Annotated in this window: 13 protein-coding genes; 5 read left to right on the top strand and 8 right to left on the bottom strand. The window is 71.2% G+C overall.

The window, feature by feature from the left end; all coding sequences use genetic code 11:
• Nucleotides 1-27: 27 nt before the first annotated feature.
• Nucleotides 28-1,224 (top strand): M20 metallopeptidase family protein, encoded by a 1,197-nt coding sequence (locus tag FHS44_RS35425; RefSeq protein ID WP_184723542.1) that lies wholly within the window; start codon nt 28-30, stop codon nt 1,222-1,224.
• Nucleotides 1,225-1,260: 36 nt separating this feature from the next.
• Here FHS44_RS35425 and FHS44_RS35420 read toward each other — a convergent pair whose 3' ends face one another.
• From FHS44_RS35420 to FHS44_RS35410, 3 genes are read right to left on the bottom strand one after another with little or no spacing between them, the layout of a single operon-like run.
• Nucleotides 1,261-1,638: a PPOX class F420-dependent oxidoreductase gene (locus tag FHS44_RS35420; protein ID WP_184723539.1), complete on the bottom strand. Its 378-nt coding sequence runs from the start codon at nt 1,636-1,638 to the stop codon at nt 1,261-1,263.
• Nucleotides 1,639-1,648: 10 nt separating this feature from the next.
• The gene (gene trhA / locus FHS44_RS35415) at nt 1,649-2,323 is read right to left on the bottom strand and encodes a PAQR family membrane homeostasis protein TrhA (protein WP_184723536.1); all 675 of its coding nucleotides are present in this window, start codon (nt 2,321-2,323) and stop codon (nt 1,649-1,651) included.
• Nucleotides 2,324-2,377: 54 nt separating this feature from the next.
• Complete coding sequence (locus FHS44_RS35410; RefSeq protein ID WP_184723519.1) at nt 2,378-3,934, bottom strand: penicillin-binding transpeptidase domain-containing protein; 1,557 nt, start codon at nt 3,932-3,934, stop codon at nt 2,378-2,380.
• An 88-nt stretch (nt 3,935-4,022) separates the two neighbouring features.
• On the opposite strand from FHS44_RS35410, the gene FHS44_RS35405 reads away from it, so the two are divergent.
• Entirely contained in the window at nt 4,023-4,844 is an 822-nt protein-coding gene (locus FHS44_RS35405; RefSeq protein ID WP_184723516.1) for a spermidine synthase, read from the top strand.
• 21 nt (nt 4,845-4,865) lie between these two features.
• Here the strand turns inward: FHS44_RS35405 and FHS44_RS35400 are convergent, their stop codons facing one another.
• Nucleotides 4,866-6,626: a sensor histidine kinase gene (locus tag FHS44_RS35400; protein ID WP_184723513.1), complete on the bottom strand. Its 1,761-nt coding sequence runs from the start codon at nt 6,624-6,626 to the stop codon at nt 4,866-4,868.
• Nucleotides 6,627-6,812: 186 nt separating this feature from the next.
• On the opposite strand from FHS44_RS35400, the gene FHS44_RS35395 reads away from it, so the two are divergent.
• A complete protein-coding gene (locus FHS44_RS35395; RefSeq protein WP_184723510.1) occupies nt 6,813-8,180 on the top strand; it encodes a serine hydrolase in 1,368 nt (455 codons plus the stop codon).
• A gap of 19 nt (nt 8,181-8,199) precedes the next feature.
• Here the strand turns inward: FHS44_RS35395 and FHS44_RS35390 are convergent, their stop codons facing one another.
• Nucleotides 8,200-8,934: an SDR family NAD(P)-dependent oxidoreductase gene (locus tag FHS44_RS35390; protein ID WP_184723507.1), complete on the bottom strand. Its 735-nt coding sequence runs from the start codon at nt 8,932-8,934 to the stop codon at nt 8,200-8,202.
• A 149-nt stretch (nt 8,935-9,083) separates the two neighbouring features.
• Here FHS44_RS35390 and FHS44_RS35385 point away from each other — a divergent pair, with 149 nt between their 5' ends.
• Both FHS44_RS35385 and FHS44_RS35380 read left to right on the top strand, forming a co-directional pair.
• Complete coding sequence (locus tag FHS44_RS35385) at nt 9,084-9,665, top strand: TetR family transcriptional regulator (protein ID WP_184723504.1); 582 nt, start codon at nt 9,084-9,086, stop codon at nt 9,663-9,665.
• A gap of 53 nt (nt 9,666-9,718) precedes the next feature.
• Complete coding sequence (locus FHS44_RS35380; protein ID WP_184723502.1) at nt 9,719-10,681, top strand: pirin family protein; 963 nt, start codon at nt 9,719-9,721, stop codon at nt 10,679-10,681.
• A 5-nt stretch (nt 10,682-10,686) separates the two neighbouring features.
• Here the strand turns inward: FHS44_RS35380 and FHS44_RS35375 are convergent, their stop codons facing one another.
• The 3 genes from FHS44_RS35375 to FHS44_RS35365 are packed head-to-tail and all read right to left on the bottom strand — an operon-like array spanning nt 10,687 to nt 14,019.
• A complete protein-coding gene (locus FHS44_RS35375; RefSeq protein ID WP_312863944.1) occupies nt 10,687-12,273 on the bottom strand; it encodes an amylo-alpha-1,6-glucosidase in 1,587 nt (528 codons plus the stop codon).
• A gap of 2 nt (nt 12,274-12,275) precedes the next feature.
• The gene (locus FHS44_RS35370) at nt 12,276-13,130 is read right to left on the bottom strand and encodes a carbohydrate ABC transporter permease (RefSeq protein WP_184723496.1); all 855 of its coding nucleotides are present in this window, start codon (nt 13,128-13,130) and stop codon (nt 12,276-12,278) included.
• A gap of 13 nt (nt 13,131-13,143) precedes the next feature.
• Entirely contained in the window at nt 13,144-14,019 is an 876-nt protein-coding gene (locus tag FHS44_RS35365; protein ID WP_184723493.1) for a carbohydrate ABC transporter permease, read from the bottom strand.
• Nucleotides 14,020-14,085 lie beyond the last annotated feature (66 nt).

Here is a 14,085-nt window from a genome sequence, read left to right as displayed (position 1 = left end):
TCGTCGAGCCGTCAGAAGGAATGATCCATGTCGTTTCGTGAATCCGCCGCCGACATGCGGGATGAGCTGGTCCGCCTCAGACACGCCCTGCACCGGGAGCCCGAGCTGGGCCTCGACCTGCCGCGCACCCAGGAGAAGGTGCTTGAGGCGATCTCCGGTCTCCCCCTCGACGTACGGCTCGGCGAGAAGCTCAGCTCCGTCACCGCGGTGCTGCGCGGGGCCCGTCCAGGCCCGACGGTCCTGCTGCGGGGTGACATGGACGCCCTGCCGGTCTCCGAACGAGCCGGGGAGCTGGCCTCACGGTTCGAGGGCAGGATGCACGCCTGCGGCCACGACCTGCACACCACCATGCTCGCTGGGGCCGCGCACCTGCTGTCCGGGCGGCGCGACCGGCTCGCCGGGAACGTGGTCTTCATGTTCCAGCCCGGCGAGGAGGGGCACGACGGCGCCAAGATCATGATCGACGAGGGGACGCTCGACGCGGCGGGTGAGCGTCCGGTCGCGGCCTACGCCCTGCACGTGACCAGCGCGATGCTCCCGCAGGGGACCTTCCTCACCAAGGGCGGCCCGATGATGTCCGCCATCGACGAGCTGGTGGTGACCGTGCGCGGCGCGGGCGGGCACGGCTCGGCGCCACACCGCGCCAAGGACCCCGTCCCCGCCGCGTGCGAGATGGTCCTGGCGCTGCAGACCATGGTGACGCGGAGCTTCGACGTCTTCGACCCGGTCGTGGTCACCGTCGGCAGCTTCCACGCGGGCACGGTCAGCAACGTGATCCCCGAGGAGGCCCGCTTCGCGGTGACGATCAGGTCGTTCTCCCCGGCCGCGCACGAACGGCTCCAGGAGAGGACGGTCGCCCTGGTCAGGGGCATCGCCGCCGCCCACGGGCTGGACGTCGAGGCCGACTATCGCGCGATCTATCCGGTCACGGTCAACGACGGCGCCGAGGCCGACTTCGTCGCCGAGACCGTCAGGGAGGTCTACGGCGAGCAGCGCTTCCTGCGCGCGGCCAACCCCTTCACCGGCTCGGAGGACTTCTCCTACGTCTGCGACCAGGTGCCCTCGGCGTTCGTCGCGCTCGGCGCGTGCCCGTCGGACCGCGACCCGGAGAAGGCCGCCTACAACCACGCCCCGGACGCGGAGTTCGACGACGCGGTGCTGCCGGACGGGGCGGCGCTCTACGCCGAGCTGGCGGCGCGCCGCCTGGAGACGGCCACCGTCTGAGCGGTGGTCCGGACCGGTCGCGGTTTCGCGGCCGGTTCAGACCCCGACGATCCGGACACCGACCGTGCCGTGCTCGCCCCTGCGGAACCTGCTGACGACCATCAGGAGCCTGGCGGGCAGGCCGTACTTCCGCAGGATCAACCGGCGCACCCGCTCGGTCTCGTCGGGGGACAGCACCGAGGCCCGGCCCTCGACCTGCTCCCCGCGCGTGTTTCCCCGCACGTCGCAGGCCGCCAGGACGACCCGTGGGTCGGCGCGCAGGCGTCTGACCTTGCCCGAGGAGGCGACCGTCCAGACGACCAGTCCCTCGCCGTCTGGTGCCACCCACACGGGGGTCGGCACCCCGGTCCCGTTCTTCCTGAAGGTCGTGACGGACACGTAGCGCTCGGCCGCCAGCTCCTTGATCGTCGTCATACACGGCACACTACGCCGCCGTGTAGACCACCAGGGAGACCGCGGCGTACTGCACGACGTAGGCGGCGACCGTGAGGGCGTGGAAGACCTCATGGAAGCCGAACCAGCGGGGCGACGGATCGGGGCGGCGCATGCCGTACACGACGCCTCCCGCGGTGTAGAGCAGGCCACCGGCCAGGACGAGGGAGACCGCGAGGACTCCCGCGCCCGCCAGGAGCTGGGGAAAGACGAAGACGGCGGTCCAGCCGAGGGCGATGTAGAGCGCCGTGGAGAGCCAGCGGGGGGCCGAGGTCCACAGCACCTTGAACAGCACGCCCGCCACGGCCCCCGTCCAGACCACGGTGAGGACCAGGGTCCTGGTCAGGCCGTCGAGGGCGAGCATCGCGAAGGGCGTGTGGGTGCCCGCGATGATCAGGTAGATGTTGGCGTGGTCGAGGCGGCGCAGCAGCCCGGCCAGGCGCGGGGAGAGCGTGCCCCGGTGGTAGGTGGCCGAGACGCCGAACAGGAGACCGGAGGTGACGGCGTAGACGGCCGCCGCCAGCCGTGCCTGGAGGGTGGGGCCCAGGGCGACGAGGACGAATCCGGCGATGAGCGCGACAGGCAGGGCTCCGGCGTGCAACCAGCCCCGCAGGCGGGGCTTGGCGGGCCCGGGGAGCGGGAAGCCCCCGGCGGTGGTCGTGGTCATGAACCTACGCTAGCGTAGGTTACGCCTCCGTAGGTTGTGATCTGTCCAACATCGTCACAGGGCCCTGAGGAACCTGGCCGCGATGGGGACCGCGCCCTTGGACCCGGCGCCGCCGTTCTCGACGAGGACGGCGAAGGCCAGGTCTCCCCGGTAGCCGATGAACCACGCGTGCTCCCGCCCGCCCTCCGCCTGCGCGGTGCCCGTCTTGCCCGCCGTACCGGACGGAAGGCCTCCCGAGGCGGCGGTGCCGTCGGCGACGGCCGCGCGCATCATGGCCCGTAACGCGCTGACCGTCGTGTCCGGCAGTGAGGCCCGCTCAGAGACCGACTGCGCCGACGGCGACCGCCCCGGCGTCAGGACCGGCCCGTGCCAGGAACCGTTCTGTACGGCTGCCGCGACCAGCGCCATGCACAGCGGGCTCGCCACGACGGAGCCCTGCCCGATGGCGTCGGAGGCCAGTTCGTCCACGTCGCCGGGCGGGCTGATCCTGCCGCAGGAGTCGCCGAGCCCCGGGACCTCCGCGTTGAAGCCGAAGAGTTCGGCGGTCCGTACCAGGCCCCGGCCGTTCGAGGGCAGCCGGGCCGCCTGCTCGACGAAGGCCGTGTTGCACGACAGCGCGAAGGCCGACGTCAGGGTGACCGTCCCCTCGGCGGGAGGCCCCGAGGCGTTGCGGAAGATCCTCCCCTTGGGAGGCGCGTAGGTCTGCGGGCAGCCGACCCGCGTCGTCGGGGTGAGTCCCTCGGAGAGCAGGGCGGCGGCCGTCACGACCTTGAAGGTCGATCCGGGGGGATAGAGCCCACGGAAGGCGTTCTGTCCGCCGTTGCCCTTGCCCAGCCGGTCGGCGACCGCGAGGACCTCCCCGGTGCGGGGCCGTACCGCGACGATGGCGGCGGGCTGCTCGACGCCGTCGAGGGCCCGCGCGGCGGCGGCCTGGACGGGGCGGGACAGGCTCGTCCTGATCTTCCCCGCGTGCGGCGGCGGGAAGGCGACCAGCTCTTTCTTGCTTCCGTCCGCCGCCGTGGCCTCAAGGGCGTAGCCGGTGCTCTCCTCCTCCCCTCCGCCGAACAGGCCGCGGTAGTTCTCCGCTCCGCTGTCGTGCGGGAACGGCTCCCCCGAGCTGGTGACCGGCTCGGCCGCGGGCGACGTGATCTCCTTGAAGGCGATCCTGCCGCCGCCCGCGAGCGCCGGGTGGAGCGTCTCCGGCAGCCACAGCACCCGCCAGCGGCCCTCGCGCAGGACCAGCCGCAGCGTCGACGCGAACGGCCAGTCGCCGAGGTTCCTGACCTTCCTGACGCCGTGGAAGGCCAGCTCCGCGCTCTGCGCGTCCCTGCGCACCAGGGTGTCGGGGACGAGCGTCAGCGACTCGATGTCCAGGTCCTGGGCGAAGGTCAGGTGCCGCTGGGCGAAGTCGGCCGGTGGCGAGACGACCATGCGGCCCATCTCGCTGACGTCTCCGTCCTGCCAGGAGGTCAGGTAGGCGCGGCCCGTCTCCTCGGGGCCCGGGCCCGTCACGCCCACCGGTGCGCCGCTCGGCCGCAGCAGCGCGTAGACGCCGACGCCGATCATGACGAGCACGACGGCGACGAGCGCGAGGACCGGTCGAGTACGCATACGGTTTCTCCCAGATGTGTCCTCTCGTTGTACAGGAACAGGAGTGGAAAGTGGGGCAAAAGTGATCAGGCGGAGACCGGAGGGGCCGATGCCTGGCCGCTATCCGGTGAGCTTCGGCGAGGTCGATCTGCTGGAGGACCTCGACAGGCCCTCGGGATGGGTCGTCTCGAAGGACGGGGTGCCCCAGTCCTACGTGGACCTCGACGACCCCACCTACCTCGACTTCGAGTACGTCCAGCTGATGGCGGTCGTGATCGACCTGCTTGCCGAGGGTCCGCTCGACGCCGTGCACGTGGGCGGCTGCGCCTGCACGCTGCCCCGCTACGTGGCGGCGACCAGGCCGGGGTCCCGGCAGACCGTCGTCGAGCCGGACGCGGGGCTGGTCCAGCTCGTCAGGGACCAGCTCAGGCTGAAGTCGGTGCCCCGGCTCAAGGTCAGGATCCTCGACGGCCGTACGGCGACGGCGGCCCTGCCGGACGCCTCGGCCGACCTGCTGGTGCTCGACGCGTTCAGCGGCGCCGCGATGCCGCTCGACCTGGCGACCGTCGAGTACATGGGCGAGGCCGCGCGGGTCCTGCGGCCCTCGGGGACCCTGGTCGTCAACGTCGCCGACGGCAAGGGGCTGGCCTTCACCCGCAGGATGCTGGCCACGGTCGGCGGCGCCTTCGGCCACGTCGCCCTGCTCGGCGAGCCCGGCATCCTGCGGGGACGGCGCTTCGGCAACCTCATCGTCGTGGCCTCCCGCGTCGCCCTGCCGTACGCCGACCTGACGCGCAGGGCGGCGGGGGGCATGACCGTGGCGCGCTGCCTGTCCGGGGAGGAGGTCACCAGGTTCGTCGCGGGGGCCAGGCCCCTGCGGGACGGCGACGCGGTCGTGGTGCCCGTGCCGCCGCCCGAGGTCTTCGGCTGACTCCTGTTCCGACCTGGGAGTTCAGGCGGGCACCCAGGCGCGCACCACCGTGCCCTCGCCGGGGGCGCTGGTCAGCCTGAGTCCGCCACCGAGGGCGTTCATCCGGTCCGCGAGCGCGCCCAGTCCTCCACGGTCGGCCGTGACCGGGTCGAAGCCCCTGCCGTCGTCGGAGACCACGGCCTGCAGGCGCCCCTCTGCCTGCGTCAGCCGTACCTCGATCCTGGAGGCGCGGGCGTGCTTGAGCGCGTTGGCGATGGACTCGCTCACCGTGAAGTACAGCGCGCCCTCGATCTCGTCGGGGAAGCGGCGCGCCCGCAGTCCGGGCTCCGCGGTCACCGTGGTGGCCACCGGCAGCCGTGAGCAGCGCTCCTCGACAGCCTCGACCAGCCCGCCCTGGCTGAGCACGGACGGATGGATGCCCGCCGCCAGCTCCCGCAGGTCGGTCAGGGTCTGCCTGGCCTCCTCGCGCAGCAGGGTCAGGGTCCGCGCGTCCCCACCGGTCGCCCGTGCCAGCTCCAGGCCCGCGATCAGCGCGACGAGCTGCTGCTGCACCCCGTCGTGGATGTTGCGCTCGATCCGGCGCCGTTCGGCCTCCTGGGCGTTGACCAGTCGGGCGGCGAGCCCCACGCTCTGGATCGCCAGCCCGACCGGCACCGCGAGCGCCCCGAGCACCCTGCGGTCCTCCGAGGTCAGCCGCCCGACCACCTTCGGGCCGCACACGATGCGCCCGAGCCCCGCAGGGACGGTGAACGCGGCCTCGCCGTCCTCCTCACCCGCGACGACCCGCGTGCCGTCGGCCAGCTCAACGGCCGCCCACCGGGTCTCCAGCCCTGCCTGTACGGCTCCCGCCAGCCTGCCCAGTTGCTCGACCGGCTCCGTCTCAAGCGCCGGGCCTAGCTCGGTCAGCAGTTCGTCGACAGTCGGCCTGAGGTCGAAGACCAGGAAGATCCGGTGTCCCCTGATGCCGACCTTGATGTCGAGGAGCTGGTGCCTGAACACGGTCGTGACGATCACGATGGGCAGCGCGGCGACGGAGGCGAACAGCCCCAGGCCCAGGCCCAGGCCGTAGTCGTCGGGCCCGAAGAGTGTGATCAGCAGAAATCCGCCCAGGGTGCCCGTGAGCCCGGCGATCATCCAGCGGAGCACGCGGCGCCCCGCGGCGTCGGCGCGCCACCAGCGCAGTACCAGGGAACCCAGTACGGTCAGCGCGACCAGGAAGGTCACCGCCTGCCCCGCCGCACCGGCCAGGGCGACGAGCAGGCCGGGAGTGCCCCTGAGACCGATCGGGTTGCCCCTGGAGAAGATGGGCTCGTAGACCGCGTCGGCGCTCAGCAGGATGCCCGCCCAGTGGACGGTGATCGCCACGGCCGCGATCCACGCCCCGGCCCGCCAGCGGCGCGAGGGCAGGCGGCCGTCGGGGAAGAACAGCGGGACGAAGATCCAGCTCAGCCCGTAGAAGACGGGGAAGAGCGAGGACAGCACGGTGGCGACGACGGCCAGCGGTCCCCCCAGAGTGGGATCGCTGAGCAGCAGGCCCGCCCCGAACGCGCCGAGCCCCAGGCAGTCGGCGGCGGCGAGCAGCAGCCAGCCGTAGACGTTGTCCGGCCGTCTGGCCGCGATGAGCCAGCCGACCGTGGGCGCGACCAGACATACGGCGATGAACACCCACAGGCTCGGCGTCCCGGGAAAGCCGACCTCCAGGATCCCACCCGCGACGATGCCGGCCGCGGCCACGGCGGCCAGCACCGCGGCGAGGGCGGCGGGCGAGGTCACACGGGTCATGGACCGCAGCCTGCCCTGCGGGGCGGGACGCCGTCCATGAGGTTGTCCACACATCCGATGCAGTCTGCCTCACCTCGGGAAACGGAGGATGGCCGGGTGTTCCCGCAGGTCCTCCCCTCCCTAGCTTCGGATCGTGGCCGCCGCGGGGGTGCGGCCGGAAAATCCACTTCCACCAAGGAGATCCTCGTGAGACTGCCGTTCAGATCGACGCGCGTGCTCGCCCTCGCCCTCGCGGCGACGGTCGTCCCGGTGACCGCCGTGGCCGCCGGGGGGCAGAGCGCGTCCGCCACGTCCTGGGCCGCCCAGACGGCCGCCGACACCCCGCAGATTCCGGACACCCCGGCGGGTAAGCAACTGACCTGGTTCCTCGACGCGCTGTCCCGCGTTCCCCTGGCCGAGAGCGAGTTGCGGGAGCACTTCGCGGCGGGCTTCCTGAAGGAGGTCCCCGCCGACGAGATCAACAAGTTCGCCGCCACGCTCAAGGGGCTGAAGCTGGAGAGCGTGACCGCCACCGGCGCCACGTCGCTGCACGGTACGGCGAAGCTCGGCGACAAGGACTACGTCATCACCCTCTCCGTCGACGGCGACGGGAAGATCAACGGGATGCGGATCAACCAGCCCCAGCCCCTGCCGCCCGGCCCGAAGAACTGGCGTGAGCTGGACACCCGGCTGCGTTCGGTCGCGCCGAACGTCGGCTTCCTCGCCGCGGAGATCGACTCCCGGGGACGGTGCCAGACCGTGCACGGCGTGAACGTGGACAAGCCCAGGCCGCTCGGCTCGATCTTCAAGCTCTACGTGCTGGGCGCGGTGGCCGAGAAGATCCGTGACGGCAGGCTCAGCTGGAACACCAAGATCACGATCAGGCCGGAGTGGAAGAGCCCCAGCGAGGGTGGCCTGTGGGAGCGGCCCGACAACAGCAAGGTCACGGTGCGCGAGGCCGCGAAGCTGATGATCTCGATCAGCGACAACACCGCCGCCGACATCCTCATCCACACCGTCGGCCGCGAGGCCGTCGAGGCCAAGGTCCGCCAGTGGTCCGACCACCCCGAGCTGAACGTCCCCTTCCTGACCACCAAGGAGTTCTTCCTGCTCAAGGGGATCGACCACCCCCGGCAGGCCAGGACCTACCTGGGGCTCAGCACCGCCAAGAAGCGCAAGTACTTGCGCGAGGTCGTCGCCAAGCAGTCGGGCTCCGACATGAAGCCGTGGACCACGCCCCGTGAGGTCGACACGATCGAGTGGTTCGGCTCGCCGCGTGACGTCTGCCGCGCCTACGCGGGCCTGACGAAGCTGAACTCCAAGACATTGGACAAGACGCTGTCCGGCTTCGACGGCCTGGAGCTCGACGCCAGGAAGTGGCCGACCGTCTGGTTCAAGGGCGGCTCCGAGGTGGGCCTGCTGGACCTGGCCTACCTCGGCCGCTCGTCCTCGGGGAAGACCTACGTCGTCACCGCGCTGGCCTACGACAAGAAGAAGGCCCTCGACGAGGACACGGTCATCCCCCAGATGGTCTCGCTCTCCAAGGGCTCCTTCTCCCTGGTCAGGGCCAGGTAGCCCCTCGCCGGGACCGCGGTCAGGCCGTGGTCCCGGCGTCCACGGTGACGGAGGTCCCGGTGATGTTGCGCGCGCCCGGCCCGGCCAGGTGCGCCACGGTCGCGGCGATGTCCTCGGGATCGCAGTAGCGCCCCAGCGCCGTGTAGGAGCGCTCCTGCGCCGCGTCCGGCCCGTCGGCCGGGTTCATCTCGGTGTCGGTCGAGCCGGGGTGGACGAGGTTGACGGTGATGCCCCGGGGCCCGAGGTCACGGGCCAGCCCCTTGGTGAACCCGATGAGCGCGGACTTGCTCATCGAGTACAGCGTCCAGCCCGGCGCCGTCACGCGCTCGGCCAGGCTGCTGCCGATGCCGATGATCCGCCCGCCGTCCCCCATGTGCCGGACCGCGGCCTGGGCCAGCAGGAACGACGCCCTCGCGTGTACGGCCAGCGTCCGGTCCACCTCCTCCAGGGTGACCTCCTCGATCGGGCCGTAGGGGGCGATCCCGGCGTTGTTCACCAGGATGTCCAGCCCGCCCAGGGTGGCGACGGTCCGCTCGACCGCCTCGGCCAGCGCCGTCGCGTCGGTCGCCTCAGCAGGTACGGCGAGGCCCCGGCCCCCGGCCGCCTCGATCTCCCGCACCACCTCGTGTGCCCGGTCCGCGGCGCGGGCGTAGGTGATCGCGACGGCCGCGCCCTCGGCCGCCAGCCGACGCGCGATCGCGGCGCCGATGCCACGGCTGCCTCCGGTGACGAGCGCGACCTTTCCGTTGAGCATGATATTTCCCCCTATATGCGGAATTGATTCCGTTTGGAGTTAAGCGGAATCAGTTCCGAATGGCAAGTCGATAGTCTTGGGGCGTGCCTCGGAGCCGACGACCCCAAGCGACGGAACCCTCGACCGTTTCGGCCGGGGACGCCCTGGCCGTGGGTGAACGGCCCGCCGGTCGCCCAGGTGAGGAGCGCGCGGACGCGGCGCGCAACCGGGCGAAGATCCTCGCCGCCGCCGAGGAGATCGTGGCCACCCACGGCGTCGAGGCACTGGCCATGGCGGACGTCGCCGCCGCCGCGGGAGTGGGCGTCGGCACGCTCTACCGCCGCTTCGGCGACAGGTCCGGCCTCGCCCACGCGCTCATCGACCGGCGAGAGCGGGAGTTCCAGGCGGCCTACCTGAGTGGACCGCCCCCGCTCGGGCCCGGCGCCCCGGCCGCCGAGCGGATCCGCGCCTTCCTGCACGCGCTGGCCCGCCGTACGGTCGAGCAGCTCGACCTGCTGCTCGTGGCGGAGACCGCGGGACCGTTCGCCCGCTTCGGCGGGGCCTACCACGCCTACCACCGCCACCTGGCGATCCTGGTCGCCGAGCTCCGCCCCGGGCGCGACCCGTCCTTCCTGGCCGACGCCCTGCTCGCCCCGCTGGCCGCGAACCTGCTGTCCTACCGGCGGGAGCTCACCCTCGACGGCCTCCGGGCGGGGCTCGACGACCTCCTGACCGGCACCCTCCCGGAATAGTTGAAACGTCAACTGAGTTGTGGGTGGCGTACCACGATGAAGGGAGCGCAGACATGCCCGCCGTGACCGTCGACAACGTCCTGGCCCTGCCCCGCATCCCGGAGAACCGGGGAGTCGGCAGGAAGGTGCTCGCCGTCGAGACCGCGCCCAGCGGCTTCGAGGGAGAGGGCTTCCCCGTCCGCAGGGCCCTGGCCGCCATCAAGCCCGAGTATCTCGACCCGTTCATCATGATGGACCAGATGGGCGAGGTGGACTACGCGCCCGGAGAGCCCAAGGGCACGCCGTGGCACCCGCACCGCGGCTTCGAGACCGTCACCTACATCATCGACGGCACCTTCGTCCACCAGGACTCCCACGGCGGAGGCGGCGTCATCACCGACGGCGACACCCAGTGGATGACGGCGGGATCCGGTCTGCTGCACATCGAGGCGCCGCCGGAGTGGCTCGTCCAGCAGGGCGGCCTCTTCCACGGCATCCAGCTCTGGGTGAACCTGCCCTCGAAGGACAAGATGCTCGCCCCGAAATATCAGGACATCGGACGCGCCAAGGTCTCCCTGCTCAGCAGCCACGACGGAGGTGCCCTGGTACGGCTGATCGCCGGTGACGTGGCCGGGCACGCCGGACCCGGCGCGACCCACACCCCGATCACCCTGCTGCACGCCAGCCTCAGCCCCGGCGCCCAGCTCACCATGCCGTGGCGCAAGGACTTCAACGCCCTGACCTACGTGCTGTCCGGCAAGGGCAGCGCCGGCGCGGAGAAGGCCCCCGTCGGCACCGGACAGCTCGCCGTCTTCGAGGGCTTCGGCAACCGCCCCGGCCTGTCCACCGACGCCGAGACCATCACCGTCTCGGCCGGGCCGCGCGAGGGCATGGAGGTCATCGTCCTCGGCGGCGAGCCCATCGGCGAACCGGTCGCCCACTACGGCCCCTTCGTCATGAACACCCACGCCGAACTGGTCCAGGCCTTCGACGACTACAAGGCGGGCCGCCTCGGCGTCATCCCGGCCGAAGCGTGATTCACCTACGGCCTGTCCTCCAGTGTGGCCAGGTCGAGGAAGAGGGCGCTGGACCAGCCGAAGTTCTGGGTGGCTCGGGGGGCGCGGGTGCCGGTGAGGGGGTTCCAGTACTCGTACAGACCCCCGCCGTCGTTCACCATCCGCAGGGTCAGTGCGGTCAGCTCGTCGGCGACCTCGGGGAAGCCGGAGCGGCGTAGCCCCTCGATGAGGAGGTAGTTGACGTTGAGCCACACCGGCCCCCGCCACATCGCGTCGGGGTCGAAGTCCGGGTCGTCGAAGGCGACGGTCGGCACCGGGCGCTCGGCCCAGAAGCTCGGTGAGACCAGGTCGGCGACCAGCCTCTCCGCGATCTCGCCGGGCAGACGGCCGGTGAACAGCGGCATCAGTTCGAGGGGGGTACGGCAGGCCACCTCGACCTCCCGGGAGGTCTTGGCCAGGGTCGTGAAGCGCTCGCCGTTCCACCGCCTGGCGACGAGCAGTTCCACATGCTCCGCCGCCCGCGCCCGCCACTCGGTGGCCTCCGCCGTACGGCCGAGCGCCTCGGCGATGTCACCGAGCCGGTCCGCCTGCAGGGCGAGGTAGGAGTTGAGGTCGGGGGGTTCGGCCCTGGGGCCGTGGTCCCAGATCGGGCTGTCGTCCAGGCCGGAGGAGTAGGGGTGGAGATACTCGGCCAGGCCGTCCCCGTCGGGGTCGGAGACGGTCAGCCACCACTCGTGGGAGCGGGCGATCGGCTCGTACACCTCGGCGAGGAAGGCCCTGTCCGGCGCCACCTCGTGGATCTTCCAGACGGCCCAGGCCAGCAGCGGGGGCTTGGTGACCGGCACGACACCGCCGATCGGCTGGCCGTCCGACACGGCCTCGTGCGGGCCGGCCGTACCGACATGTTGGGCCAGGCGGGCGTGGTCGGAGCGGGGAAGGTCGGTGGTCTCGGCCAGCACGCCCAGGTCGTGCACCACGTCGGGGACGAGGCCGTCGGGACGCTGGTGGGCGAGCAGGATGCGGATCTGGTCGCGGGCCAGGCCGGGGGCGCCGTGGCGCAGGCCGACCGCGTGGAAGCAGGCGTCCCAGTTCCAGACGCCGACGTAGCCGAACTTGGAGGGGACGACGCCCTGCCTGCCTCCCGCCTGCGCGATGGGCAGCAGGTTCACCCCGAGCGTCCACCACGCCTGCTCCGCCCGCTCCCGCAGCTCGTCGGGTACGGCGGGCATCCGTCCGAACCACTCCTGCCAGCGCCGCTCGGCCCGGTCGAGTAGAACCGCGCCGTCGAGCGTGGAGTGGCCGGTCAGAACGAGCGTCCCCTCGACCGGACCCTCGCCGCCGTCCCAGACGGCCCTGGCTCCCGAGCCGACCAGCACCAGGGTCTCGGGGTCGGCGAAGACCAGCTCAACGCCTCCCTCGAAGGTGAGACGGTCGGCGCGGGCGTGCCGTACGGGAAGCTCGGTGGTGCCGGAGAGGAGCCGCAGGCCGGTCAGGACGGTCGTGTCCGTCAGGCGGGTCTCGTACTCGGCGCGGGCGATCCACAGGGAGCCGTCGTCGGCGGGCATCACCAGCAGCCGGGAGCCCCGGTCGGTGAAGGGGGTCGGTTCGAACACGATCAACGTCCTCCCAGGCCGGACATGGCCATGCTGTTGAGGATGCGCCGCTGGCCGATCAGGAAGGCGATCATCATCGGGATGACCGAGATGGCCGAGGCGGCGAGGGTGAGGCCGTACTCCGTCGCGCCGTGCTGCCCGGCGAACTGGCTGACCAGCAGCGGGACCGTGGCCAGCTCCGGCGAGTTCAGGAAGATCAGCGGGAAGAAGAAGCTGTTCCAGCTCGCGAGGAAGACGATGATGCCGAGCGCGCCCATGCCCGGCCTGACGTTGGGCAGCACGATCCGCCAGAAGATCGTCCAGCGGCCCGCCCCGTCGAGGCGGGCGGCCTCCTCAAGCTCGATCGGGACGGCCCTGATGAACTGGCGCAGCAGGAAGACCGCGAACGGGTTGACGTAGCCGGGCACGATCAGCGCCAGGTGGGAGTCGATCCAGCCGAGCTCGGAGAGCATCAGGTACAGCGGGACGATCGTCACCTGCGCGGGCACCATCTGCGTCGCGAGGAAGAGCCCGAACAGCAGCCCGGAGCCACGGAAGCGGATCCTGGCGAAGGCGTAGGCGGCCATCGCCGAGGTCAGCAGGGTCAGCACCACGTTGAGGGCCGCGATGTAGAAGCTGTTCCAGTAGGCGTTGGCGAAGGGCAGCGCGCCGAAGGCGTCGGGGTAGTTCTGCGCCCGCCAGGGGTTGGGCAGCCAGTCCAGGGGCGCGTTGAGCATCTGGTGCGTGCCCTTGAACGACGTCAGCAGCATCCAGACGAACGGGAACAGCATGACGAGCCCGCCCACGGCGAGTCCGACGTGCAGGGCGATCCCACCCAGGCGACGGGGCAGGGAGACACCCGTGGGGATCACAGACATCGACGTCCCCCTTTCACGAGTCGTAGTGGACGAAGCGCCGCTGCACTCCGAACTGGACGAGGGTGACCAGCAGCGTCAGCGCGAGCAGGATCAGCGCGGCGGCGCTGCTCATCCCGAACTCGAACCGTTTGAAGCCCAGGTCGTAGACCTGGTAGACGATCGTGCGGGCGCCGTCGTTGTGGTCGGGATCGACCAGCACGTAGATCTGGTCGAACGCCTGGAAGGAGCTGATCACCGCGACCACGGTCGAGAAGAAGAGGGTCGGGGAGATCATGGGCAGGGTCACCGAACGGAAGACCCTGACCGGCCCGGCCCCGTCGATCCGGGCGGCCTCGGTCAGCGAGGGCGGGATGGTCTGCAGCCCGGCCAGGAAGATCACGACATTGAGGCCGAGTGAGGACCAGATGGTGACGATCGCGATGGCGACGATCACCCAGGTGGGGTCCTCAAGCCAGTCGGGCAGGGTGAGCCCGAACCAGTCCTGGACGGTCCTGTTCAGCACGCCGTAGTCGCCGCCCGCCAGGATGATCTGCCACATCACCGCGACCGCCACCGAACTGGTGACGACCGGCATGAAGTAGACGACCCGGTAGAACGTCTTGCCCTTGACGTGGTTGAGCGCGACGGCGATGAGCAGCGCGAGGCCGAGACCGAACGGGACGGTCAGGAAGGCGAGTTTGACGGTGTTCCAGACGGCCGTGCCGAAGGCGGGGTCCGAAAGCTGCGCGGTGAAGTTGTCGAAGCCGACCCAGGACTTCTCGCCGAGCCCGTCCCACTTCATGAAGGCGAGCACGACGGCGAAGCCGAGGGGGAAGACCAGGAAGGCGAGCAGGCCGACGACCTGCGGAGCGAGGAAGAGCGCGGCCCACCAGCCGTCCCGGTTCCGCACGCGCGTCGCCGTGCGCGCGGAACCGGGTTTCGTGGCGGGGCGCGTCCCGGTGACGACGCCTGCCAC

Origin of the sequence: Streptosporangium saharense (assembly GCF_014203715.1) — a bacterium.
GTDB lineage: Bacteria > Actinomycetota > Actinomycetes > Streptosporangiales > Streptosporangiaceae > Streptosporangium > Streptosporangium saharense.
Note: the sequence above shows the minus strand (reverse complement) of the source record. Positions and strands in the feature narration are given on the sequence as shown.